Source organism: Streptomyces sp. NPDC111744, assembly GCF_055634995.1.
Window position 1 is genome coordinate 288,898 of the sequence record NZ_JBVKCG010000002.1, and the last position, 22,267, is coordinate 311,164.

21 protein-coding genes, 2 pseudogenes and 1 riboswitch are annotated in these 22,267 nt (G+C 70.1%); of the genes and pseudogenes, 10 read left to right on the forward strand and 13 right to left on the reverse strand.

Going from position 1 to position 22,267, the window contains the following annotated elements:
* Nucleotides 1-60: 60 nt before the first annotated feature.
* Nucleotides 61-1,209, reverse strand: a complete 1,149-nt coding sequence (locus ACZ7OO_RS05325; protein ID WP_471501697.1) for an ROK family protein — start codon at nt 1,207-1,209, stop codon at nt 61-63.
* 141 nt (nt 1,210-1,350) lie between these two features.
* Between ACZ7OO_RS05325 and ACZ7OO_RS05330 the strand changes: the two genes are divergently transcribed.
* A complete protein-coding gene (locus ACZ7OO_RS05330) occupies nt 1,351-2,553 on the forward strand; it encodes a Gfo/Idh/MocA family protein (protein WP_471501699.1) in 1,203 nt (400 codons plus the stop codon).
* A 27-nt stretch (nt 2,554-2,580) separates the two neighbouring features.
* Here the strand turns inward: ACZ7OO_RS05330 and ACZ7OO_RS05335 are convergent, their stop codons facing one another.
* The gene (locus ACZ7OO_RS05335) at nt 2,581-3,276 is read right to left on the reverse strand and encodes a L,D-transpeptidase family protein (protein WP_471501701.1); all 696 of its coding nucleotides are present in this window, start codon (nt 3,274-3,276) and stop codon (nt 2,581-2,583) included.
* Between the two features lie 150 nt (nt 3,277-3,426).
* On the opposite strand from ACZ7OO_RS05335, the pseudogene ACZ7OO_RS05340 reads away from it, so the two are divergent.
* A pseudogene (locus ACZ7OO_RS05340) lies at nt 3,427-4,047 on the forward strand (aspartate aminotransferase family protein); the annotation flags it as partial.
* On the opposite strand, the gene ACZ7OO_RS05345 reads toward ACZ7OO_RS05340, so the two are convergent.
* The gene (locus tag ACZ7OO_RS05345; protein WP_471501703.1) at nt 4,033-4,851 is read right to left on the reverse strand and encodes an SDR family NAD(P)-dependent oxidoreductase; all 819 of its coding nucleotides are present in this window, start codon (nt 4,849-4,851) and stop codon (nt 4,033-4,035) included. The pseudogene ACZ7OO_RS05340 and the gene ACZ7OO_RS05345 overlap by 15 nt on opposite strands.
* Before the next feature lie 50 nt (nt 4,852-4,901).
* Here ACZ7OO_RS05345 and ACZ7OO_RS05350 point away from each other — a divergent pair, with 50 nt between their 5' ends.
* Nucleotides 4,902-5,438, forward strand: a complete 537-nt coding sequence (locus ACZ7OO_RS05350) for a hypothetical protein (RefSeq protein ID WP_471501705.1) — start codon at nt 4,902-4,904, stop codon at nt 5,436-5,438.
* 12 nt (nt 5,439-5,450) lie between these two features.
* On the opposite strand, the pseudogene ACZ7OO_RS05355 reads toward ACZ7OO_RS05350, so the two are convergent.
* The 4 genes and pseudogenes from ACZ7OO_RS05355 to ACZ7OO_RS05370 form a co-directional block, all read right to left on the reverse strand.
* Nucleotides 5,451-5,638: pseudogene (locus ACZ7OO_RS05355) on the reverse strand (short-chain dehydrogenase); the annotation flags it as partial.
* A 135-nt stretch (nt 5,639-5,773) separates the two neighbouring features.
* Complete coding sequence (locus tag ACZ7OO_RS05360) at nt 5,774-6,151, reverse strand: DUF4180 domain-containing protein (RefSeq protein WP_471501707.1); 378 nt, start codon at nt 6,149-6,151, stop codon at nt 5,774-5,776.
* Nucleotides 6,152-6,208: 57 nt separating this feature from the next.
* Nucleotides 6,209-6,838, reverse strand: a complete 630-nt coding sequence (locus ACZ7OO_RS05365; RefSeq protein WP_471501709.1) for an MBL fold metallo-hydrolase — start codon at nt 6,836-6,838, stop codon at nt 6,209-6,211.
* Complete coding sequence (locus ACZ7OO_RS05370; protein ID WP_471501711.1) at nt 6,838-7,926, reverse strand: S-(hydroxymethyl)mycothiol dehydrogenase; 1,089 nt, start codon at nt 7,924-7,926, stop codon at nt 6,838-6,840. The genes ACZ7OO_RS05365 and ACZ7OO_RS05370 overlap by 1 nt, the downstream gene beginning before the upstream one ends.
* 204 nt (nt 7,927-8,130) lie before the next feature.
* On the opposite strand from ACZ7OO_RS05370, the gene ACZ7OO_RS05375 reads away from it, so the two are divergent.
* The gene (locus ACZ7OO_RS05375; RefSeq protein ID WP_471501713.1) at nt 8,131-9,909 is read left to right on the forward strand and encodes an ABC transporter ATP-binding protein; all 1,779 of its coding nucleotides are present in this window, start codon (nt 8,131-8,133) and stop codon (nt 9,907-9,909) included.
* Nucleotides 9,910-9,988: 79 nt separating this feature from the next.
* Here ACZ7OO_RS05375 and ACZ7OO_RS05380 read toward each other — a convergent pair whose 3' ends face one another.
* The gene (locus tag ACZ7OO_RS05380; RefSeq protein ID WP_471501715.1) at nt 9,989-10,276 is read right to left on the reverse strand and encodes a hypothetical protein; all 288 of its coding nucleotides are present in this window, start codon (nt 10,274-10,276) and stop codon (nt 9,989-9,991) included.
* A gap of 172 nt (nt 10,277-10,448) precedes the next feature.
* On the opposite strand from ACZ7OO_RS05380, the gene ACZ7OO_RS05385 reads away from it, so the two are divergent.
* A complete protein-coding gene (locus tag ACZ7OO_RS05385) occupies nt 10,449-10,814 on the forward strand; it encodes a nuclear transport factor 2 family protein (protein WP_471501717.1) in 366 nt (121 codons plus the stop codon).
* A gap of 93 nt (nt 10,815-10,907) precedes the next feature.
* A riboswitch (ZMP/ZTP riboswitch) is annotated at nt 10,908-10,990 on the forward strand.
* Nucleotides 10,991-11,016: 26 nt separating this feature from the next.
* Complete coding sequence (locus ACZ7OO_RS05390) at nt 11,017-11,865, forward strand: bifunctional 5,10-methylenetetrahydrofolate dehydrogenase/5,10-methenyltetrahydrofolate cyclohydrolase (RefSeq protein ID WP_471501719.1); 849 nt, start codon at nt 11,017-11,019, stop codon at nt 11,863-11,865.
* On the opposite strand, the gene ACZ7OO_RS05395 is transcribed toward ACZ7OO_RS05390, so the two are convergent.
* Nucleotides 11,866-12,834, reverse strand: a complete 969-nt coding sequence (locus ACZ7OO_RS05395; protein WP_471501721.1) for a CU044_5270 family protein — start codon at nt 12,832-12,834, stop codon at nt 11,866-11,868.
* Entirely contained in the window at nt 12,827-13,369 is a 543-nt protein-coding gene (locus ACZ7OO_RS05400) for an RNA polymerase sigma factor (RefSeq protein ID WP_471501723.1), read from the reverse strand. The genes ACZ7OO_RS05395 and ACZ7OO_RS05400 overlap by 8 nt, the downstream gene beginning before the upstream one ends.
* Before the next feature lie 105 nt (nt 13,370-13,474).
* Here ACZ7OO_RS05400 and ctaD point away from each other — a divergent pair, with 105 nt between their 5' ends.
* The gene (ctaD, locus tag ACZ7OO_RS05405; protein WP_471501725.1) at nt 13,475-15,082 is read left to right on the forward strand and encodes an aa3-type cytochrome oxidase subunit I; all 1,608 of its coding nucleotides are present in this window, start codon (nt 13,475-13,477) and stop codon (nt 15,080-15,082) included.
* Nucleotides 15,079-15,414, forward strand: coding sequence for a hypothetical protein (locus ACZ7OO_RS05410; protein WP_471501727.1), 336 nt, complete (start codon nt 15,079-15,081; stop codon nt 15,412-15,414). The genes ctaD and ACZ7OO_RS05410 overlap by 4 nt, the downstream gene beginning before the upstream one ends.
* Before the next feature lie 69 nt (nt 15,415-15,483).
* Here the strand turns inward: ACZ7OO_RS05410 and ACZ7OO_RS05415 are convergent, their stop codons facing one another.
* Both ACZ7OO_RS05415 and ACZ7OO_RS05420 read right to left on the reverse strand, forming a co-directional pair.
* The gene (locus ACZ7OO_RS05415) at nt 15,484-17,463 is read right to left on the reverse strand and encodes a ricin-type beta-trefoil lectin domain protein (protein ID WP_471501729.1); all 1,980 of its coding nucleotides are present in this window, start codon (nt 17,461-17,463) and stop codon (nt 15,484-15,486) included.
* A gap of 160 nt (nt 17,464-17,623) precedes the next feature.
* Nucleotides 17,624-18,295: a TetR/AcrR family transcriptional regulator gene (locus ACZ7OO_RS05420; protein ID WP_471502336.1), complete on the reverse strand. Its 672-nt coding sequence runs from the start codon at nt 18,293-18,295 to the stop codon at nt 17,624-17,626.
* A gap of 171 nt (nt 18,296-18,466) precedes the next feature.
* Here ACZ7OO_RS05420 and ACZ7OO_RS05425 point away from each other — a divergent pair, with 171 nt between their 5' ends.
* Nucleotides 18,467-19,714, forward strand: coding sequence for a YncE family protein (locus tag ACZ7OO_RS05425; protein WP_471501731.1), 1,248 nt, complete (start codon nt 18,467-18,469; stop codon nt 19,712-19,714).
* A 62-nt stretch (nt 19,715-19,776) separates the two neighbouring features.
* On the opposite strand, the gene ACZ7OO_RS05430 is transcribed toward ACZ7OO_RS05425, so the two are convergent.
* Nucleotides 19,777-21,633, reverse strand: a complete 1,857-nt coding sequence (locus tag ACZ7OO_RS05430; RefSeq protein WP_471501733.1) for a cellulase family glycosylhydrolase — start codon at nt 21,631-21,633, stop codon at nt 19,777-19,779.
* Between the two features lie 231 nt (nt 21,634-21,864).
* On the opposite strand from ACZ7OO_RS05430, the gene ACZ7OO_RS05435 reads away from it, so the two are divergent.
* A complete protein-coding gene (locus ACZ7OO_RS05435) occupies nt 21,865-22,101 on the forward strand; it encodes a hypothetical protein (RefSeq protein ID WP_471501735.1) in 237 nt (78 codons plus the stop codon).
* The last annotated feature ends 166 nt before the right edge of the window (nt 22,102-22,267 follow it).

Consider the following 22,267-nt stretch of genomic DNA (forward strand, 5'->3'; position numbering starts at 1 on the left):
TCAAGGGGAAACGGGAGTTCGATGCCGGGCGACGGCGGACAGCCGGGCGGAAACAGCAGTTCAGGCCCCGTCCCCACCGAGCACCAGCACCTGGATCGCCAGCACGGCCGCGCCGCGCGCCCAGTCGTGGAAGTCGGAGACCTTGGTCTCCAGCCGGATCGGCGCCGCGAGCGGATGGCGGTGGGCGCGGACGGTGTCCCGCACCGTGTCCCCGGCCACCTCCATCAGGCCGACCCCTTCCCCGGCGAGCAGGATCTTCTGCGGCGTGACGAAGTTGGAGATCTGCGCGAGCAGGGTGCCCAGCGCCCGGCCGGCCTCGCCGATCACCCGTGCGGTCATCGGCTCCCCCTCCGCGGCGCGGGCGAGGATCTCCTCGTACGACGCGTCACGGCCGGTGGCGGCCCGGATCTGGTAGCGGATGCTGGGGATGGTGAGCAGCGACACGGCGCTGCCGCGTTCGCCCTGCGGGGTGAGCGGGCCCTGCGGGTCGATGATCCAGTGACGGCCGAAGCCCCGGTCCTCCTCGGCGTACGGCACCCGCCTACCGCCGAGCACCAGCCCGTAGCCGATCCCGGCGCCGATGGTCAGGACGACGAAGCGGTCGAGTCCCCGGCCGGCACCGAACCAGGTCTCGGCCTCGACCAGGGCGGCCACGTCGTTCTCCACCACGACCGGCAGGCCGGTGCGCCGCCGTACCAACGCGGCCAGCGGGACATCACGCCATCGCAGGTACGGCGACTCGCCGACCACCGCGTGCTCGCGCACGAACCCGCCGACACCGATGCCGATGCCCGCGACGGCGGGATGCCCGGCGGCGAGCTCCGCGGTCATCATGGCCAGCAGGTCGGCGACCTGCTCGGGTTCGTGGCTGGTGAGGGGCCGGTCGAGGCGGGCGACGATGTCGCTGCGGAGGGTGGTGACAACGCCGTACACCGCCTCGTCGGTGACCTTGAAGCCGAGAAAGGAGCGGGACTCGGCGACCACGTCCAGCGGCTGCGAGGGGCGGCCCTGGCGCGCCTCCGCGAGGGCGCCCGCCCAGGGAGCCTCGACGAGCAGTCCGGACTCGATGAGCGGCTTGGTGAGGCGGGTGAGGCTGCCCTGGGAGAGGTTCAGCCGGTGGGCCAGCTCGGTGCGCGACAGCGGTCCGTGGACGAGCACCTCGATCGCCACGGAACGCTCCGCGGGGCTCAGCGGCAGCCAGTCGGACACGGCATCCCTTTTCTTCCGTAGCTGAAGTAACGCGTCCACCCTACTGTGCGCCCGGCGCGCCGCAGAAGCGCCCTCCTGATGTCTTTCCTGCTTCCTTCCACCCCTTGACGACTAGATTCTTCCGAAGCAAAAGTAACCACCATGACTTTCTCCATCGGCATCGTCGGCGCCGGCCAGTTCTCCGGCCAGTTCGCCACACTGTTCCAGGCCCATCCCGGCGTCGGTGACGTGTACGTCACCGATCTGCTGCCCGAGCGGGCGGAGCAGCTCGCCGCCGCCCAGAAACTGGCGGGGACCTTCCCGTCGTACGAGGCGATGCTGGAGTCGGCGGACGTCGACGCGGTCGCGATCTTCACCCAGCGCTGGACGCACGGCCCGCTGGTCCTCGCGGGACTGAACGCCGGCAAGCACGTGTACTCGGCGGTCCCCATGGCGATCACCACCGAGGAGATCGCGGCGATCATCGACGCGGTCAAGGCGACCGGCCTGACGTACATGATGGGCGAGACCAGCCAGTACAACCCGGCGACGGTGCACGCCCGCAACCAGATAGCCGAGGGTGCCTTCGGGCGGCTGTTCTACGCCGAGGGCGACTACGTCCACGACATGGACCTGGGCTTCTACGACGCGTACCGCTACAGCGGCGGTGAGAACTGGAAGGCGACCGCCAGCTATCCCCCGCTGCTCTACCCGACGCACGCGGTGGGCGGGGTGCTCGGCGCCTGGCAGACGCACGCGGTGAGCGTGTCGGCGATCGGGGTGGTGGACGACCGAGGCGACGGCGTCTTCGACAAGCACGTCAGCCAGTTCGGCAACGACGTGTCCAACGCCACCGCGCTGTTCGAGGTCGCGGGCGGCGGGTCGTTCCGTACGAACGAGTTCCGGCGGGTGGGCTATCCGTCCCACATCCGTGAATCGCGCTTCCGGTTCTTCGGGACCGAGGCCAGCATGGAGCAGCTGGCGACGGTCGCGCTGTGGCAGGACAAAAAGGGCGTGAAGGACATCAGCGAGCTCCTCGAGCCCAAGCCCACCATGTCGCCCGACGATCCCTCACTCCAGCACATCGCGCCGGAGCTGCGGGCGGCGTTCACCTCCGGGTCGGCGCCGGTGCACGACCGGGCGCGGCTGCCGCGGGAGTTCGACGCGCTGCACAACGGGCACGAGGGCAGCCACCACTTCCTGGTCGACGACTTCGTGACAGCCGTCAACACGCGTGCCCTGCCCTCGGTCAACGCATGGGTCGCCGCCCGCTACACCCTGCCGGGCATCATCGCGCACGAGTCCGCGCGGCAGGGCGGGGCCAGGCTGGAGATCCCGGACTTCGGGGACGCCCCGGAGAGCTGAGCCGGGGCGCGGCCGGGCCGGGTGCCGTCAGGTTCCCGGCTTGCGGCCGTACACGTAGACGTCGTCGCCGTTCTTCAGCAGGGACCAGTACTTCTTGGCTTCCGTCGTGGTCATGTTGACGCAGCCGTGCGAGCCCGGCGGGTTCCACATGCTGAGACCCACCGAGTGGAAGGCCTGGCCGCCGTCGAAGAACTGGCTGTAGGGCATCGGCACGTTGTAGACGGACGAGACGTGGTCGATGTCACGCCAGTAGATCTTCTTCAGACCGGTCCGGGTCTCGTACCCGTTACGGCCGGTACGGACCGGCACCGGGCCGTAGACCAGCTTGCTGCCGTCCTGGATCCAGCTCAGCTGGAGCGTGAGGTTGACGCAGGCGATGCGCCCCTTGTTGGTGGGGCACTTGCCGTCCTTGTTCGGCTTGTCGCCGACGGCCTTCTGTTTGTTCATCAGGTCCATCACGCCCCAGGTGACGGGCCCGGCGTAGCCGATGTCGGGCGTGATGCCGTGTCTGTCCTGAAAAGCCTTGATCGCCTTGCAGTCGGCGGCGGACTGCTTGCCGTCCACCGGCCGGCCGAGGAACTTCTCCACCTGCTTCTGGTACGGCCCCGCCTGTGTGGTGCAACTCGCGGCCTGCGCCGGGGCGGCGGTGAGGGCGAGCGTGAGCGGCGCCACGAGTCCGGTGACGCCGAGTACGACGGCACCTCGTCTGCGTATGTCCCCCATGCGGAGTCTGTCTCCTTCCTATGTACTGCTGTCTCGTTGTCCTAGACCGGCCGATCGAGGGCATTGGTTGTAGCCCCGGCCAGGCTGTGACGAAACGGTTAACTTCGGCAAGGGGTCGGGCTGCCGTCCATGCACCGCACCCTTGCCGACGATCTCGCCGGGCTCGGAGAGGCGCACAGCGGGGCGTTCGTGACGGGGGCGACGATGTCCAACACGGTCGGTCCGGCGATCGCCCGGGATTGGCTCGCGGAGCGGCTCGGGGTGGACGTCTCCCGGGCGGGAGCGGCCGCGCTCGGCCCGGTCGACGTGGTCTCCGGCAGCCCGCACTCCAGCGTCGGCAAGGCCCTGTCGGTACTCGGCACCGGGCGGGACCGGCTGCGGCCGGTGCCGCTGCTGCCCGGTAACCGGGAAGCTGTGGACGTGACCGCGCTCGACGTGGCCCTGGCCGCGCTGGAGGGGCGGCCGGCGATCGTCGAGCGCAACGTCGCCCTGGCCCGGTGCCTCGGCTCGGGCATCGATGCTCTCCCGGGCCTGCGGCTGCTGGCCCCGGTCCGGCCCAACGTGGTCTGCTTCACCCTCGCCGAGAACCCCACCCAGGCGCAGGTGAATGCCCTGGCCCGGGCCCTCGCCGCGTCCGGGGAGACGTTCCTCACCCCGACGGTGTACGGCGGGGTGCCGGCGCTGCGGGCGGCGTTCAGCAACTGGCGGACCACCGAGGACGACACCCGGCGGGTGCTGGCGGCGGTCACGGCGGCGTCAGCCGCCCTGTGACGTCTGCCGGGCCTCGCGGTGCGGCCGCAGCGCCGCGTGGAAGCCGCTGTGGACGGCGGTGAGACCGCCGTCGACGCGGAGGGTGGTGCCGGTGATCCAGGCGGCGTCGCGGGAGGCGAGGAAGGCGACGGCCGCGGCGACGTCTTCCGGCTCGCCGACCCGGCAGAGGGGGTAGAGGGGCAGCAGGGCGTCCAGTTCGTCCTCACGTCCGGCCCACGCCGAGGTGCGGACCGTGCCCGGCTCCACCAGGTTGACCCGGACCCCGCGCGCGGCCGCGTGCCCGGCGAGGGTGCGGGTCAGCGAGCCGAGGCCGGCCTTGGCGGCGCTGTAGGCGTGGTTGCCGAAGTCGGCTGCGGCGTTGACGGAGCCGACGCTGACGACGGCGCCCCGGCCGGAGGCGGCCAGGTGCGGAAGGGCGGCGCGGCAGCAGCGGTGGACGCCGGTGAGGGTGACGTCGAGGTCGAGGTCCCATCCGTCGTCCGGCTGGTCCTCGAAGAGGGGGACGTCCGGGGTGCAGTGCGCGGCGCAGTTCACCAGCACGTCCAGTCCGCCGAAGGCACCGACGGCACGGTCGACGGCGGCCTCCACGGAGCCCCGGTCGGAAACGTCGCAGTCGAACGCCTCGACCGCCAGCCCCTGTTCGCGCAGCGCGGCAGCCGTCCGCTCCACCTCGGGCAGGTCCCGGTCGGTCGCCAGTACCCGTGCGCCCTCCTCGGCCAGCCGCCGGGCGACGGCCGCGCCGATGCCGCGGGCCGCGCCCGTGACGAGAACCCCGTGTCCCGCAAAGCGATTGAGTCCGGTCATGGCAACGACCGTACGGGCGGAAGGATCAACAGGACAGATAGCGTGCGGGCATGTCCGCGTTCTTGCAGCAACTCCCGGCCCTCATAGGCGTCGTGATCGGCGCGCTCGGTTCGTATCTCGCCGTCGTGCGAGGTGATCAGGTCCGGTTCCGGCAGGAGCGGGCGGCGCGCTGGGAGGAGCGGCGGCTGGCGGTCTACAGCGACTACGCGCGAGCGCTGAAGAAATCGGTGAACCTCACCTACCGGGTCGCCGCCCACCTCGGCAACGACCCGCATCCCCATCCGCTCTCCCCGGCCGAGGCCGAGCCACTGCTGGCCGCGGCCACCGACGGCCGCGATCCGGCCGGGGAGGCGCTGATCATGCTGGGCAGCCGGGACGTGGTGGAGCGGGCACGGGAGTGGGTGACCACGGTGATGGACATGGAACGGTTCATGCGCGCCGGGACGGTCGCCCCGGACGCCTGGCAGGACCTGCTGGAGCGACAGCGGGCCTGCCGCGAGCGGTACTACACCGCCGTCCGCGAGGACCTGGCGCTGCCCCCGGGGCATCCGGCGCTCTGGCCGACCCGGCCGGTCTCCGACGGATGAGGACGTGCCGGGTCAGCGGTAGCCGGTGACGTCCGCGGGCTTGCCCGCGTCCTGCACCTCCACGAGGTACCGCCAGGCGTCCGGCCGGCTGCCGTCCAGGTCCGTGAACCCGTACCCCTGGGCGAGGCCGCCGCTGGAGAGGGACCGCCCGTTCCGCGGGCCACGTCCGGGTCGGCCGCGTCCGGCGCCGCGCGTCGCCCCCGCGACGAGCGCGACCCTTCCGTCGAGCGGTCCGGGCATCTCAGGCCTCCGATGCGTGATCTCGCGCTGTCTCCGTCGAGGATCGCGCGGAAGCCTGACATCACCTGTCGCCTTTTCCTGGCGGATGCCGCACGTCACCCGGTGGGACGCAGCCGGTCCTCCAGTTCGCGGTCGTCGGTCACGAACCAGAGCTGACGGCCGCGGTTCGCCTCGTACACGAAGTCGCGCAACGCGGAACTCCCGGCGAGGTGCCGGGAGAGGTCGCCGACGACGGCCAGCCGCAACCGGTAGTTCGCGAACTTCTGCGCCACCGCGCCGGCGACCCCCGAGCGGAGCCGGAAGAACTCGTCCCCGACCCGTTCGGCCGGGACGGCGACCAGCTCCGCGTCCTGGCCCATCGCGTCGCCGACGAGGTCGAGCGCGGCGCTCTCACCGTCGAGCGCCGGCCCCTCGGGGGCACAGCGCAGGACGCGGGTGGTGTGCAGGGTCACGAGCGTGGCGGTGGAGGTCATGGGCGTGATGGTAGGGGCGCGCCGCGGTGGCGCGCCCCGGTTTTCCGGCCGGCCGGGTCAGTGCCCTCGGGCGATCCATTCCTCCAGATGGGGAGCCTCCGCGCCGATGGTGGTCGAGTCGCCGTGTCCAGTCAGGACCTTCGTCTCCGGTGGGAGGGTGAGGAGCTTGTCCCGGATGGAGTCGACGATGGTCGGGAAGTGGGAGTACGACCGTCCGGTCGCGCCGGGGCCACCCTGGAAGAGGGTGTCTCCGGTGAACACCGTGGCCAGGCCGGGCGCGTGGAGGCAGACGGCGCCGGGCGCATGGCCGGGCGTGTGCAGCACGGTCAGGTCGGCGCCGGCCGCCTCGATGACCAGCCCGTCCGCCAGATGGTTGTCGGGATCGCGGTCGGGGTGGGTGAGCTTCCACAGCGGCAGGTCGTCGGGGTGCAGCCAGATCTTGGCACCGGTGAGGTCCGCGAGGGCGGGCGCGGCGTCGATGTGATCGTTGTGGGCGTGGGTGCACACGATCGCCTTCAGCACGCGGTCCTCGACCGCCTCGGCGATGGCCCGAGCGTCGTGGGCGGCGTCGATGACGATCACCTCGCGTTCGTCCCCGATGATCCACACGTTGTTGTCGACGTCCCAGGTGCCGCCGTCGAGGGTGAACTGCCCGGAGGTGACGATGCGTTCGATGCGCGTGGTCATCACAGCACCACCACCGAACGCAGCACGTCACCCTGGTGCATCCGGTCGAACGCTTTCTCCACCTCGTCGAGTCGGATGGTCTCGGTGACGAAGGCGTCCAGGGGCAGCCGGCCCTGCAGATGCAGGTCGATCAGCATGGGGAAGTCCCGGGAGGGCAGGCAGTCGCCGTACCAGCTGGACTTGAGCGCGCCACCGCGGCCGAAGACGTCGAGGAGCGGCAGTTCGAGTTTCATCTCGGGGGTCGGCACGCCGACGAGAACGACCGTGCCCGCGAGGTCGCGGGCGTAGAAGGCCTGCCGGTATGTCTCCGGGCGGCCGACCGCATCGATCACGACGTCGGCACCGAAGCCGCCGGTCAGCTCGCGGATCGCCGCCACCGGGTCGCCCTCGCGCGAGTTGATCGTATGGGTGGCGCCCAGGGTGCGCGCCTTCTCCAGCTTCCGGTCGTCGATGTCGACGGCGATGATCTTCGCGGCGCCCGCGAGACGGGACCCGGCGACCGCCGCGTCACCGACCCCGCCGCAGCCGATCACGGCGACCGAGTCGCCCCGGCCGACACTGCCCGTGTTGATCGCGGCGCCGATGCCGGCCATCACCCCGCAGCCGAGCAGTCCGGCGACCGCGGGGGAGACGGCCGGATCGACCTTGGTGCACTGTCCGGCGGCGACCAGCGTCTTGTCGGCGAAGGCCCCGATACCGAGCGCCGGGGACAGCTCCTGTCCGGTCGAGGTGAGAGTCATCTTCTGCTGGGCGTTGTGTGTGTTGAAGCAGTACCAGGGACGGCCGCGCAGACAGGCCCGGCAGTTCCCGCACACCGCACGCCAGTTGAGGATCACGAAGTCCCCGGGCGCCACGTCCGTGACCCCCTCGCCGACCGACTCCACCACACCGGCGGCCTCGTGGCCGAGCAGGAACGGGAACTCGTCGTTGATGCCGCCCTGTCTGTAGTGCAGGTCGGTGTGACAGACCCCGCAGGCCTGCACCTGTACGACGGCTTCGCCGGGCCCGGGGTCCGGCACCACGATCGTCTCGACCCGCACGGGCTCGTCCTTGCCCGGTGCGATCACGCCGCGTACTTCCTGCGCCATGGACCTGACCCCTTCGTCGCTCTGCTGACGTGCCTGTCTTCCGACCCTACGCGCGACCGATCGGTAACGGCACGGAGCACGTCGAGCCTTCCGGATCTTTCCGGGGTACGAACGGGTGCCGGTGGCCGACGGAGCCGTGGCCCCGGGGCCGGGGCGGCCCGTCGTAGCCTTGGTGCGCCGCCCACCGCCCGGACGAGGAGCACCGTGACCACCGCAGAAGCAGTTTCACCGAGACGGGCGAGGGACCGGACCGGTCCGTCCGCGTTCCGGCTGCTCCTCTCCTATGTACGGCCGCACCGCTGGGCCCTGGTGGCGGGTGCGGTGCTCTCGCTGGTGACGGGGGCGACCGGGCTGCTGCTGCCGCTGGTGGCGCGGGGGTTGATCGACGACCTGTCCCACGACCGTTCCATCACCGGGAAGCTGCTCGCGATGGCCGGTCTGGTGGTCACCAACACCGTGGTGGGCGCCCTGGGTTCGTATGTGCTGCGGCGAACCGCCGAGTCGGTGGTGCTCGGGGCACGGCGCACCCTGTCGTCGTACCTTCTGCGGCTGCGGATCACCGCCGTGGACCGCACCGAACCCGGTGACCTGATGGCGCGGATCACCTCGGACACCACCCTGTTGCGCGAGGTCACCACGGACTCCCTGGTCGCGCTCGGCACCGGCGGGCTCACCCTGGTCGCCACCGTGGTGATGATGGGCGTGGTCGACCCCGTGCTGCTGGGTGTCACGCTCGCGGTGATCGCCGGGGCCGGCATGGTGCTGGGCACGATCGTGCCGCGCATCAACCGGGCGAGCCGGCGGGCCCAGGACGCGGTCGGGGTGATGGGGGCCTCGCTGGAGCGGGTGCTGGGCGCGCTGCGTACCGTGAAGGCGTCGGGGGCCGAAGCCCGCGAGGAACGTGCGCTGCACGAGGCCGCCGAGGAGTCCTGGCGGCAGAGCGTGCGGGCCGCCAAGTGGTCGGCCGCGGCGGGCAACACGGCGGGGCTGGCGATGCAGCTGGCGTTCATCACGGTCCTGGCGGTGGGCGGGGCGCGGGTGGCGACCGGCGCGATCGGCATCGGCACGCTGGTGGCGTTCCTGCTCTACGTCTTCTATCTGATGTCACCGATCCAGCAGGTCGTCGGCGCGGTCACCCAGTACCAGACCGGCGCCGGCGCGCTCGCCCGGATCCAGGAGGCGCTGCGGCTGCCGGCCGAACCCCCGTCCGAGCCGGCCGAGTTGCCGTCCGCCGGCGCCGAACCGGCCTCCGTCACCTTCACCGACGTACGTTTCCGCTACGCCGACGACCTGCCGTACGTCCACCACGGGGTCAGCTTCGCGATACCCGCGCGGGGCATGACGGCGTTCGTCGGCCCGTCCGGCGCCGGCAAGACCACCGTCTTCTCGTTGATCGAGCGGTTCTACGACCCGGAGTCCGGCACCGTCACCCTCGACGGCCGACCTCTCACCGACTGGGAACTGCCCCCGCTGCGTTCGGCCATCGGGTACGTCGAGCAGGACGCGCCCGTGCTGTCGGGGTCGCTGAGGGACAATCTGCTCCTCGGCAATCCCGAGGCGGACGAGGACGCGGTGACGCGAGTGCTGAAGACGACCCGGCTCGACGGTCTCATCGCGCGGCTGCCGCAGGGCCTGGAGACGCTGGTCGGGCACCGCGGGACCAAGCTGTCCGGCGGGGAGCGGCAGCGGGTCGCGATCGCACGGGCGTTGCTGCGCCGGCCGCGGCTGCTGCTCCTGGACGAGGCGACCTCCCAGCTTGACGCGGTCAACGAGGCGGCTCTCAGGGACACGGTCGCCGACGTGGCACGGTCGACGACGGTGCTGGTCGTCGCACACCGGCTGTCCACGGTGACGATGGCCGACCGGATCGTGGTGATGGACGCGGGCCGGGTCCGCGCGGTGGGCACGCACCGGGAGCTGGTGGCGGCGGACCCGCTGTACGCGGAACTGGCGGCGACACAGTTCCTGGCCTCCGAGCACTGAGCCCGCGGTAGGCCCTACGTACCGAGTACGACGAAGGGCCGCCCCCCTTCCGGGACGGCCCTCGGGGTGTGGCCGGGGGTCAGTGCGCGATGCCCGGCACCAGTCCCATGGCGGGTGCGGCCAGGTCGGTGATCTGGTGCAGTTCACTCAGCTTGTGGAGTCCCTGCAGCTGCTCCGAGACCTTGGGGATCTCGTCCTGGTACTCCGCCGGAATGTCACTGCGGGAGAGCGAGTCGAGCACGCCGAGCGCGGTGAGCTTCCCGGGGTCCTGCGCGCTCGCGTCGGCCGCGCTCGCCAGCGGGGCGGCGAGGCCGGTGACCCCGACGGCGAGGCCGACGGCGGCGACGATACGTCGTGTTGAGATCATGTCCTCAGCAACGGCCCGGGCGCGGGCCCGGACACGGGCAGCCGCTCCCCCTCACCCGTCAGGCGGAGCGCCCGGCCTGCACTTGCCGAGCCCCGCGGGGCGGAGGACGCTCGAAGGTGGGGCTCTCGCGGCCCGCCCCGCATCGGGTCGCGGGCTCGGACAGGAGGTCACCATGGGCACCGCCACAGGCTCCACGTTCGACACCGAGACGCTGCGCCGGGCCATAGAGGGCAATACCGGGAACAACCTGCTGTCGCTCTACGCGGACGACGCGGAGATCCGTATCGTCGACCGCAACACCCAGCCCAGCCACCCCAAGGTCCTGCACGGCCGCAAGGACATAGCCGCGATGCTGGACGACGTCTACACCCGCGACATGACGCACAAGCTGGACCAGTGCATCGTGCAGGGCGACCGGGCCGCCTACAGCGAGTCCTGCGAGTACGCGGACGGCGTTCGGGTGCTCGCCGAGTCGATGATCACGCTGCGCGACGGCAAGATCGCCGAGCAGATCATGATCCAGGCATGGGACGAGTAGTCGGAAGGGACGGCGAGGGTCCAGGTCGGCCCCGGCTGACCTGGACCTTCTCGGCACGGGGGGGGATTGACGCCGAGCGCCTCGGTTACGCTGGGCGTGGGCCGTGACTGGCGCTGAGGTGGAGCACCACCGGGGAGCGGTCCGCACTGTCGATGCCGTGCGCCTGGGCGATCAAGGTCGAGCCAGCTCAGGAGTGTGCCGCATGACGCATGCCCGTCTCATGGACGGAACCGCCGTCGCCCGCCGGATCGTCGAGCAGACCGCACAGCGGGCCGCCGACCTCACCGCACGCACCGGCACCACGCCGTGCCTGGCGACCGTGCTGGTCGGCGAGGACCCGGCCTCCGTCACCTACGTCCGGATGAAGCAGAACCGGAGCCGCAAGGCCGGCATCGCCTCCCGGCACGTGGCCCTGCCCGCCACCACGACCACCGAGGAACTCGTGGGCACACTGCGGGAGTTGTCGGCCGACCCCGCGGTGCACGGCATCCTGCTCCAGCACCCGGTCGGCGAACACGTCGACGAGCGGGCCGCGTTCGAGGCGATCGCCCCGGAGAAGGACGTGGACGGCGTGACCTTCGCGTCGTTCGCGACGATGAGCTTCGGCCTGCCGGGCTTCGTCTCCTGCACGCCCGGCGGCATCCTCCGGCTCCTCGACGCGTACGACGTCGACCCGGCCGGGAAGCGGGCGGTGATCGTCGGCCGCAGCGCGATCCTGGGCAAGCCGGCCGGCATGCTGCTGCTCGCCCGGGACGCCACGGTCACCTACTGCCACTCCCGCACCGCCGACCTCTCTGCGGCCGTCCGCGAGGCCGACATCGTGGTCGCCGCGGTCGGCCGGCCCCGGCTGATCCGGGGGCAGGACATCAAGCCCGGCGCGGTCGTGCTCGACGCGGGCTACAACGAGGGGAACGTCGGTGACGTCGACTTCGACTCGGCCGTGGAGCGGGCCTCGCTGATCACGCCGGTGCCGGGCGGTGTCGGTCCGATGACCATCGCGGTGCTGCTGGAGCAGACGGTGACCGCGGCGGCCCGGCAGCTCGGGGTGTGATCAGCGCAGCCACGCGCTGTAATCCATGACGTCACCGGCCTTCACACCGTACTCGGGATCGTCCCGGGTGAACGTGGTCTCCAGGCCGAGTACGGCACCGGTGGCCGGGTCCAGGATCAGCATCCGCCGGCCACCGGTGCCGTCGTCGTGGACGTACGCCTGCCCGGTACGGCCCAGCCGGTCGGTGACCTGGCCGACCGGGCGCAACCCCTCGGCGTCGGCGAGAAGCGCGGCCAGCGCCGCCGACTCCCGTGCCCCCAGCGTCCAGTTGTCCAGCAACTCCTCGGTGGAGTCGAGAAGTTCGGACGTGGTGAGGGTGTCGCGGTGGTCCAGGTCGGTCAGATAGGCACGGAGTTTGACGGCGTTGTGCGGGGGTGTCGACAGGGGTGGAGCATCGCCCCACATCGGCGGGAACGTCCGCCGGCTGAGCACGCGTCCGTCCTCGACCAGTCCCTGGTCGGTCAGGACCGGACGCCCCGCGTGGTTCGGGTCGGTCGCCACGACCACCTCGGTGTGACTGCCGTCGGCCCGCCAGCGCACCACGCGCTCCTCGGGCAGGGTGACCGGCGGACTGTCGTCGCTCATGCCCAGGCTCCAGGACTGCACATGGGTGCCCTGGCGCAGCGCCGGGGAACCGTCCCGCGCCGCCACGGCGGCCAGTTTCGCGACCTCTTCGAGCGGTACGGCGGTGGAGTGGGCCCGGACGGTCAGCGGCCGGGGGGCGGCGACGGCGGGTGCGGTACCGGAGCCGCCGAACAGTACGGTCAGGGCGACGGCAATGACGACCGCGGCCGCGGTGAGCCCCCACATGAGCCGGGGTCGCGGCCGGGCGCGGCGCCCCGGGCGGGGGCCGTGCAGCAACCGGTAGAGATGGCGTTCGGCGGTGTGGTCGAGGGGGCCGTCGCCGAAGTGCGGGCCGGCGGGGGGCACGGGGTCGGCGGCGCGTAGCAGTTCGAGTTCGTCAGCCATGGCGGTGTTCCTCGGGAAGAGCCCCGGCGGCAGGGGGGCGCAGTCGGTCGATCTCGGCTCTGAGCCGGCGGCGGGCGCGGTGCAGCCGCATCGCCGCCGCCCGGCTGCCGCAGCCCAGGACGACCGCGACCTCCTCGACGCCGAGTTCCTCCCACGCGGTCAGCCGCAGCACCTCCTGGTCGGCCGGGGACAGCCGGGCGAGCGCTTCGTGCACCCAGGAGCCGGGCCGCTCGCTGTCCGGACCGGCCACCAGGTGCCGCCCGTGCGCGGTGTGGTCGTTGCCCAGCCGGTCCACCAGCCGGCGCCGGCGCCCGTATCCGCGTACCGCGTTGGCCAGGCAGTTGCGTGCCACGCCGTACAGCCAGGGCAGCGGGGTCGCCGGCAGGTCGGCGCGGCGGCGCCAGGCCACCGTGAACACCTCTGCCACCACTTCCTCCACCTCGCTGGTCCGCCCGTCCAGTCGCCGCGCGACATAACGGCTGACCGCCCAGTAGTGCTCGCGATAGGCAGCGGCGAAGATCTCGTCGTTGCTCATGTTCGGTTCTTGTCCGGCACCTTCCCGATCGTCACACCCTTCTCCGTGACGCTCGTCGCACCCGTCGAGTGTGACCGGCGCGCACAGCCCGGACACAGGCGGGGCATGAGGAACCTCAAGTGGCTCACCACCACGGACCACAAGACGATCGGAACGCTCTACCTGGTCACGGCGTTCTCGTTCTTCTGCGTCGGTGGCGTGATGGCCCTGTTCATGCGCGCCGAACTGGCCCGGCCGGGCCTTCAGATCATGTCGAACGAGCAGTTCAACCAGGCGTTCACGATGCACGGAACGATCATGCTGCTGATGTTCGCGACCCCGCTGTTCGCGGGCTTCGCGAACTGGATCATGCCGCTCCAGATAGGCGCGCCGGACGTGGCGTTCCCACGCCTGAACATGCTGGCCTACTGGCTCTATCTGCTCGGTTCGACCATCGCGGTCGGCGGCTTTCTCACCCCGCAGGGCGCGGCCGACTTCGGCTGGTTCGCCTACGCCCCGCTCTCGGACGCGGTGCGCACCCCGGGCGCCGGCGCCGACATGTGGATCATGGGCCTGGCCTTCTCCGGCTTCGGCACGATCCTGGGCGCGGTCAACTTCATCACCACGATCATCTGTATGCGAGCGCCCGGCATGACCATGTTCCGGATGCCGATCTTCGTCTGGAACGTCCTGCTCACCGCGGTGCTCGTGCTGCTCGCCTTCCCGGTCCTGGCGGCGGCCCTGTTCGCGCTGGAGGCGGACCGCAAGTTCGGCGCACACGTCTTCGACGCGGCCAATGGCGGAGCACTGCTCTGGCAGCACCTCTTCTGGTTCTTCGGCCACCCCGAGGTCTACATCATCGCCCTGCCGTTCTTCGGGATCATCAGCGAGGTCATCCCCGTCTTCGCCCGCAAACCGATGTTCGGCTACCTGGGCCTGGTGGCCGCGACCATCGCGATCGCCGGCCTGTCGGTGACCGTGTGGGCGCACCACATGTACGTCACGGGAGGTGTGCTCCTCCCCTTCTTCTCCTTCATGACCTTCCTTATCGCCGTCCCGACCGGAGTGAAGTTCTTCAACTGGATCGGCACGATGTGGCGGGGCTCGCTGTCGTTCGAGACACCCATGCTGTGGACCATGGGCTTCCTGGTGACGTTCGTCTTCGGCGGTCTGACCGGCGTGATGCTCGCGTCGCCCCCGATCGACTTCCACGTCTCCGACTCGTACTTCGTGGTGGCCCACTTCCACTACGTGGTCTTCGGCACGGTCGTCTTCGCGATGTTCGCCGGGTTCCACTTCTGGTGGCCCAAGTTCACCGGCAAGATGCTCGACGAACGGCTCGGCAAGATCACCTTCTGGACGCTGTTCATCGGCTTCCACGGCACGTTCCTGGTCCAGCACTGGCTGGGCGCCGAGGGCATGCAGCGCCGGATCCCGGACTACCTGGCGGTGGAAGGCCTCACCACACTCAACACGGTCTCGACGATCTTCTCGTTCCTGCTGGGATCGTCACTGCTGCCGTTCTTCTACAACGTGTGGAAGACGGCCAGGTACGGGGAACGGGTCGAGGTGGACGACCCCTGGGGTTACGGCCGCTCCCTGGAGTGGGCGACCTCCTGCCCACCCCCGCGCCACAACTTCGTCTCGCTGCCGCAGATCAGGAGCGAGTCGCCGGCGTTCGATCTGCATCACTCCGAAGCGCCGCTGGGCGAACGGCGGTTGACGGCCCGATGACGGCGAGGGAGGAGGAGCGCGCGCTGGTCAGCCAGATCGAGGGGCATCTGCTGCTGGCCGCCGCCCGGGCGGAGGGCCGTGCCGTCGGGGCTCGGGCGGCGGATCGGCTGGGTTGGCTGACAGACAGCCAACGGGCCGATCTGGAACGACAGTTGGAGTCCGAGTATGTGGAACTCGCCCGAATGTCGTGGCGCCGTACGGCGGAGAGGGGCGAGGAGTTGAGGCGGGAGTACGAGACCAGATACCGGTCCTTGCGCCAACGGCTTCTGGCCTGCTCCGTACTGGCCTGCGCGTTCCTCACCGCGACGGCGTTTCTGACGCTGGCGATATGAGCGCCCCTTCAGGGGCGCGGGGAACTGCGCGACCAGTCACAGCCCACCCGCGCCCAGGGAACTACCGGCTCACCTCTGACTCCACTGCTGGTTGGTACCCCCGTTGCAGGCCCACAGCTCCAGCGAAGTCCCGTTACTGCTGGCCGCGTTGTACGCGTCCAGGCACAACCCGGCGTTGACGTTGGTGATCGTCCCGTCCGAGTTGACGTTCCACTTCTGGTTGTTCTGCCCGTTGCAGTCCCAGATCACAACCTTGGTGCCGTTGGTGGTACCCAGGTTGTACGCGTCCAGGCACTTGTTCCCGTACAGCACCAGCTCCTTGCGGGAGGTGTACGTCCAGGCCTGGTTCTGGCCGCCGTTGCAGTCCCAGATCTCCGCCTGGGTGCCGTTGGTGATGGTGTTGTTGTAGATGTCGGCGCACCGGCCGGACTGCTTGCCGACGAGCAGCGTGCCGTTGGTGCCCGGCACCGGACTCACCGCGACGGAACCGAGTGTCGGCAATGAACTCCCCGTGAAGGTGAGCGAGTTGCCCGACCCCTTGCTCAGGTCGACCTGCACCGAGATCGTCCCCTGCGAGGACCCGGTCGGCGGGAAGGACACCGTCGTCGAGGTCTGGGCGTTCACCTGGAGCGTGCCGGTCACGGCGGTGGAGCCGGTGTTGGTGTAGGCGACGTCGACGACGTTCAGGCCGGTGCTCGCGGCGCTGACGCCGGTGTACTTGCCGGTGGCGGTGGCGCTGTAGCCGGTGCTCGCCGCTTCCGTGCCGCCGCTCACCTTGAGCATCACCGAGCCGCCCGCCGGGACGCTCGTGGTGTAACTCGTGGCGTACGAGCCGAGGTTCTGCTGCGCCCACAGATCACGCACGGTCGCGGAGGCGCCGGTCAGGCCGAGGTCGGACCAGCGGACGGTGATGTTCTGGGCGGCGGAGGTGCGGTTGAGCAGCACCACCGCGCGGTTGCCGGTGCCGGAGAGGACCTTGCCGTAGACCTGGAGCCCGGTGGTGTCCTCGGCGACCTTGACGCCCTGGAGGCCGCGCGGGTCCTGGTCGACGGCGACGACGTCCGAGTTCTTGAGGATGGCGGCCGTCTCACTGGTCATCGTGGTGAGGTCGTTGCCGGCGAGCAGGGGGGCTCCGGAGATCGCCCAGAGCGCCATGTGGGTGCGGTTCTGGGCCGCCGTGAGGCCGGACATGCCGACCGTCAGCATGTCGGGGTCGTTGTAGTAGCCGGTGTGCTGGGCGGCCGGATGCAGGGTCTGGTCGAAGTTGGACAGCACGCTCGACTGCGACGCCGTGCCGCCGTAGTAGTAGATGTCCGTGCTGGTCCGCCACATGGGGGCGAGGCCCGGTGCCCAGTTCCAGGTGTTCTGGTAGCCCCAGTTGCAGATGGACAGCGTCAGCGGGCGGCCGGTGGTGGCGGTGGCCTTGGTGACCGCCGAGCTGATCGACTTGTAGGCGGTCGCCGCGTCCAGGCCCTCGGCGTCGCCGCCGCACCAGTCGACCTTCACGAAGTCGAAGCCCCACTCGGAGAACTGGAGCATGTCCTGGTCGTAGTGGCCCTCGCTGCCGGTGTTCGCGGCGGCGGGGCGGCCGGTCGGGTAGTAGTAGCCGCAGCCGTTGGAGCCCGCGTCGGTGTAGATGCCGGCCTTCAGGCCCTTGCTGTGGATGTAGTCGGCGATGGCGCTCATGCCACCGGGCCACTCGGCCCCGTCGACGGTGATGTTGCCGGCACTGTCCCGGGTGCCCTGCCACCAGCCCTCGTCGATGTTGATGTATTTGTAGCCGGCGGCAGGGAGCCCGTCCGCGACGAACGCGTCGACCTGCTGCTTGATAACGCTGTAGTCGATCTTCGCGGCGAAGCTGTTCCAGGAGGCCCAGCCCATCGGGGCGGTGGGCACCGACATCTGCCGGGTCGTCGCCGCCTGGGCCGGTCCGGGGGTGGCGAAGAGGAGCGCGGCGGCAGCCGTCAGGGCCAGGGCGAGGGCGCGTACGGCGGTGGCCCACAGGTGTCGTACAGGACCGGTGCCGGTCGATCTGGGCGGGGGATACATGCGGCTCCTCCACGGGGGTGCGCGAGGGTCTACGGCTCCATCATGTTCGTAATCCCGAATAGAGATCGGTCATCCGAACATGTCGCGCCGACCGTAGAGCCGGTAGAGGGCGAAGTCAACGGATGTGACAGGGGTGAACCGGCCGCGTCCTTCGGGCCGTTCACCCCATACGGGGACCGCCCGACGTCCACCCCTCCGGCCGCAACATCCCCACCAGCAACCGCACCAGTTCCTCCACGACGTCATCCAGCGTCGCGTCCACCCGCCCGGCACTCCAGTCGTGCAGCAACCCGTTCACGCTGCCGATGAAGGCGGTCGCCGCCAGCCGGTAGTCCCGCGGTGCCGCATCACCGCGCGCCACCGCCGCGTTCGCCTCCCCGCATATCAGCTCCACCCACCGCGCCCGCCGCGCGAGGCGCTGCTCCTCCAGCCGTGGACTGACGCCGATGATCTCGACGAAGGCGACACGGATACGGCGCGGGTCCGAGGTGACATCGCTGGCGTAGGCACGGAAGAGCACTGTCACCCGCTCCACCAGCGGCAGCGGCTTCGCCTCCGTGAACGCGTCCCGCACCGCTTCCTCGGCCCACCCGTTGACCTCCAGGTGCAGTGCGGCGAGCACATCCTCCAGCGTGTGGAACTCCTCGTAGAACTGCCGGGTCGACAGGCCGGCCGCCTGGCTGAGCGCGGCCACGGTCGTGGCGCGGAATCCCGGTGTGCCGCCGAAGAGCTGGAGCGCCGCGTCCAGGAAGCGCCGACGCCGCTCGGCCTTGCGTTCCTCGGCGGACCGGCCGCCGTAGCGTCCCGTCGGTGCCTTGAGCCTGCCCGGCACGATTGCCCCCTCCGTCATCCGCCCGATGGCCAATTTTGTCGTGTACGCCTCTTGTGAAGTAAGCCGCCCCCTCCTTACTTTTCAGTAAGTTCGTTTTGAACGCGCCCGTGTTCAGATTCCGTCATCGCTGGCTGCACGCGCGCCCCCACCCCATCAGAGGAGAGAGCAGTCATGCCTGCCTTCAGAACCAGGCACCTTTGCTCCGTAGCCGCCGCCCTCGTCCTGACCGTCACCGCGCCCGCGACCGCCGCCACCGCTGCGTCCGGCGGCTCCCTGCGCGAGGTGCTGTTCGTCGGCAACAACTGGGACGGCACCGCGACCGTCCTGAACTCGTCCGGCGACTTCGCCAAGGTCGGCCAGATCAACGTCATTCCCGACAAGGACCAGAGGATCGCCGAGATCAACGCCGACCCCATCAAGTGGATCTACTACACGTCGATCCGCAACGAGGTCGGGCAGGGCCACGACCAGTACGCCGACGACATGTACTCCACGCCGGACGGCAGGTCCGTGGTCGTCTCGCGTCCGAGCTTCGCCGATGTCGTCTCCATCGACCTGGCCACCGACACGATCAACTGGCGTTTCCCGGTGGCCGGTTACCGCGCCGACCACATGGCCGTCTCCCCCGACGGCACCAAGGTCGCGGTGTCGGCGTCCACGGCGAACAAGGTGCAGGTGCTGGACATCGGCACCGGCAAGGAACTGGGTGAGTTCGCCACCGGTGACAAGCCGCACGAGAACGTCTTCAGCCCCGACGGCAAGTACATCTGGAACATGTCGATCGGCGAGGTCACCACCTCGCTCGACGACCCGGTCTGGGACTGGACCAAGGGCGACCGGCACATCACCGTCGCCGACGCCACCACCTACAAGCAGGTCAAGACCATCGACATGCGCGACCGGCTGAACGCGATCGGGCTGACGGACTTCTCGGACGCGGTGCGGCCCGCGGCCTTCACCCCCGACTGGTCCAAGATGTACTTCCAGGTGTCGTTCTTCAACGGCTTCCTGGAGTACGACATCGCCAGCGACAAGATCACCCGGGTGAAGACACTGCCATCGAACCCGGCCACCAGCACGGATCGCACCACCTGGCTCCTCGACTCGCGCCACCACGGCATCTCGATGAAGCCGGACGGCACCAAGCTGTGCGTCGCCGGGACGATGGACAACTATGCGACCGTCGTCGACCGGGCCACCCTGCAGGAGGGTCCGCTCATCACCGCGTCGACCCCGTACTGGGCCACGGTGAGCGGTGACGGCAAGGACTGCGTCATCTCCGAGAGCGGCGCCGACCAGGTGACGGCCATCGACTTCGCCACGGGCGAGAAGGTGACCTCGGTCGCGGTCGGCGACCACCCGCAGCGCGTCCGGCTCGGCCATGTCCAGGCCGACTGGACCGGTGCATCCGGAAGTTGACCGATCATCAGGGTTCTTCGGCCTCCGGGGTGCGTTGGCACTCGGGAGGCCGAAGCGCACTGTCAGAACTTACCCGCCACCCAGGCGGCCAGCTCCGACCTGGCCGCGTTCAGCAGGGTGGAGCTGGGCGAGGTCGCGCCGTTGGTCACCAGCGCGTAGTGCAGCACGCCGGAGTCCGAGTCGCTGAGCAGCAGTCGGCGGCTGCCCGTGCCACCCGGTTCGGCCGCCACAGCGACCGGCGTCGACGACGTGTACGACGGGGGTGCGTAGACGGTTCCCAGGTCGGAGACGACCGTGGTGGACGCGGTCGGGAAGGACGCCGGGAGGTGGAGTTCGGTGGGTGCGGTGGCGCTGCCGGAACGCCAGACCTGGACGGCGTACTGGCCGGAGCCGACCAGCGCGGCCACGTTCGGCAGCGAGCTGGGCACCGGGTTCCAGGTCAGGGTCGTCGAGCCGTCCCGGGAGCGGTCCTCGTAGGTGAAGGCGAGGGTGCTGCCGGAGGTGGCGCCCGGGTAGATCCGGTCGAGGAGCCTGGCGTCCTGACGGAGGGTCACCGTGCCGGACTCGTTCATGGCGACGGCCGAGAGGTCCTCGTCGTTCCAGGCGTCACCGGAGGTGAGGACCTTGTCGGGATTGTCGTTCATCAGCTCGTGGTGGCGGCCGTTGTAGATGTCCCACTGCCACTGGGTGCCGGAGAGCACCGGACCGGAAGTGGCCGGGGCGGACCACCAGGTGGATCCGGGGAGGCGGGAGTCGAGGGCCTGGTACATGGCCTTGTCGACGGTCGGCGCCTTGCCGGTGGTCGTACCCGACAGCGGATGCCCGAACTCGCTGACGATCGCCGCGGTTCCGGCGGCCGAGGCACGGTCGCGGACGGTGCCGAAGTCGGTGCTGTACTGGCCGTCGGAGGCGTTGCCCCACATCAGGATGCCCGAGATGGCCTTCTGGTCGTAGAAGTGGGTGTTGAAGACATAGCGCGAGCCGAGCGTGCCCGCGTCCAGCAGACCGCCCTCCTGCTTCTGGGTGTCGATGTTGGCGTTCCAGAAGAGGTTCGGCTCGACCAGGGCGGGCTTGGCGCTCCAGCCGGCCGCGTCCATCCGGGCCCGGAACTTCTGGTAGAAGGGCCACAGCAGGTTCTGCTCCCAGGTGCGGGAGTTCTGGCCGGAGTCGTACGAGCCCGCGTACGGCTCGTTGTAGGGGTCGAAGCCGACGACGCCGGCGAACTCGTCGGACGTGAGATGCTGGGCCAGGTAGGCCATGGTGGTCTGGGCGGCGGCCAGGAAGGCGTCCTGGAGGCCGTAGTTGTTGTGCCAGAAGTCGTACTGGCCTTGCTGGACGGCCGCGTTCTGGGTGATGTTCTGGCCCCAGAACAGGCAGATACCGCAGGACTCGGCCGGGTAGCCACCCAGCTCCACCGCCCACTCGGGGGCGCCGTCACCCGTGTACCAGCTGCCCGAGTTGAACAGGTAGCGGGAGTACAGGTCCTGGTGGAAGTCGGGGAAGACCCGGATGCCGGCGTCGAGGAACGCCTGCATCTGCGCGGTGACGGCTGCCAGGTACGCGGTGTCCACCTGGCCCTTCGCGGGTTCGGCGTGCGCCCAGGACAGCAGAAAGCGCACGGCGTTGCCGCCGCCGAGGGCGCGCAGCGCGGTGGCGGACTTCTTCGCGTCCGCGACTGAGGCGAACGGCAGGCCGCTGTTCTCCTCCAGCTTGGTCTCGCCGGAGACGTTGTAGCCGCGCAGCACCACCTCACGGCCCTGGCCGTCGACGAAACGGCCGTTCTGCACGGTGATCGAGGTGCCGTCGAACCAGAGGGAGTCGGACGGGGTGGCCGCGGTGGCGGACGGGGTGCCCGCCACCGCGAGGAATCCGCAGAGGACAACCAGGACAACGACCAAACGTGCCCGGATAGTAGTCATGTCCACTACAGTCCGGTGATTTCCGGATACCGTCAATACTTCTGACTCCTGAGTAAGTTGAATACCTGCCCGGCACTTGTCGCTCAGCCGCTCACTCGACCCGTCACGTTCAACAGGTACTCCTTGCAGCTGAGCGGATGATGATCGGTCCGTGCGCGTTCGGGGACCGTTCCATGGGAAACGGGCGCGTAGTGGTCGAACGCGCTCTCCAGGGCGGGCACCCCGGCGCCGGTGACGGCGGAGCCGACGTACACCGGGTGGACCAGGGGTCCGCCGGGTCCGGCCGGCGAGCGCGTCCACCTCAGCCGGGCCGAGACCGGGCTCGAAGCGGGCGCCGCGGGCGCCGAGCGCGACGGGCCGACCCATCGGGACGAGCGGAACGACCGGCCTGCGGGCGAGCTGGGCGGGTACGGCCTCGTGCCGGGCGCCGCGCCGGTCGATCTTGTTGACGACGAGTGCTTCCTCTGAGCGGCATGCTCAGCGAGGCCACCGTACGTGGAACTCCCTGCCACTCCTGCCGACCGTCAGCAGGCCACGGGCGCGCAGGGCACAGGCCGAGCGCCAGTCCCCCGGCGCCCAGACCCAGGGTTCCTCACCGGCAGCCAGCCGTTCCAGAAGCACGCGCTGCCGTTCG